This is a genomic window from Psychrilyobacter piezotolerans, from assembly GCF_003391055.1.
Lineage (GTDB): Bacteria > Fusobacteriota > Fusobacteriia > Fusobacteriales > Fusobacteriaceae > Psychrilyobacter > Psychrilyobacter piezotolerans.
This window is the reverse complement of the sequence record NZ_QUAJ01000081.1, coordinates 1-539: the sequence shown is the minus strand read 5'-3', so window position 1 is coordinate 539 and position 539 is coordinate 1. Positions and strand designations below refer to the sequence as shown.

Genomic DNA, 539 nt, shown 5'->3' with positions numbered 1-539 from the left:
TGGAATCAATTAAGTTTAGTAAAAAGAATAATCGTTGGTCTAATCGTCGGTATCATATTAGCAATCGCTGCACCAGATGCAGCAAAACCAGTTGAATTATTGGGATCATTATTCGTAGGAGCACTAAAAGCAGTAGCACCTATCTTAGTATTTTTCCTGGTAATGTCGGCAGTATCACAGCATAAACCTGGTCAAAAAACAAATATGAAATCTGTTATCAGTCTTTATCTTATCGGAACGTTCTTAGCCGGTGTAGTTGCCGTAGTAGGAAGTTTCATATTCCCGGTAACTATCGCTTTAGGAAAGGGAGTAGAAAATGTATCTCCTCCAAGTGGTGTAAGTGAAGTATTAAAAACATTATTGATGAACGTTGTAGATAATCCAATCAACGCATTATCAAATGCTAACTATATCGGAATCTTAGTCTGGGCATTATTATTAGGGGTAGCATTAAAGCATGCACCGGCTTCTACTAAAACAATGATCACAGACTTTTCAGACGGGCTGTCTCAAATTGTAAGATGGGTTATCCATTTAGC

General features: G+C 37.5%; 1 protein-coding gene. It reads left to right on the top strand.

What is annotated here, in order from left to right:
• A partial coding sequence (locus tag DYH56_RS15740) for a cation:dicarboxylate symporter family transporter (RefSeq protein WP_147269633.1) occupies nt 1–539 on the top strand: 539 nt, incomplete at both ends.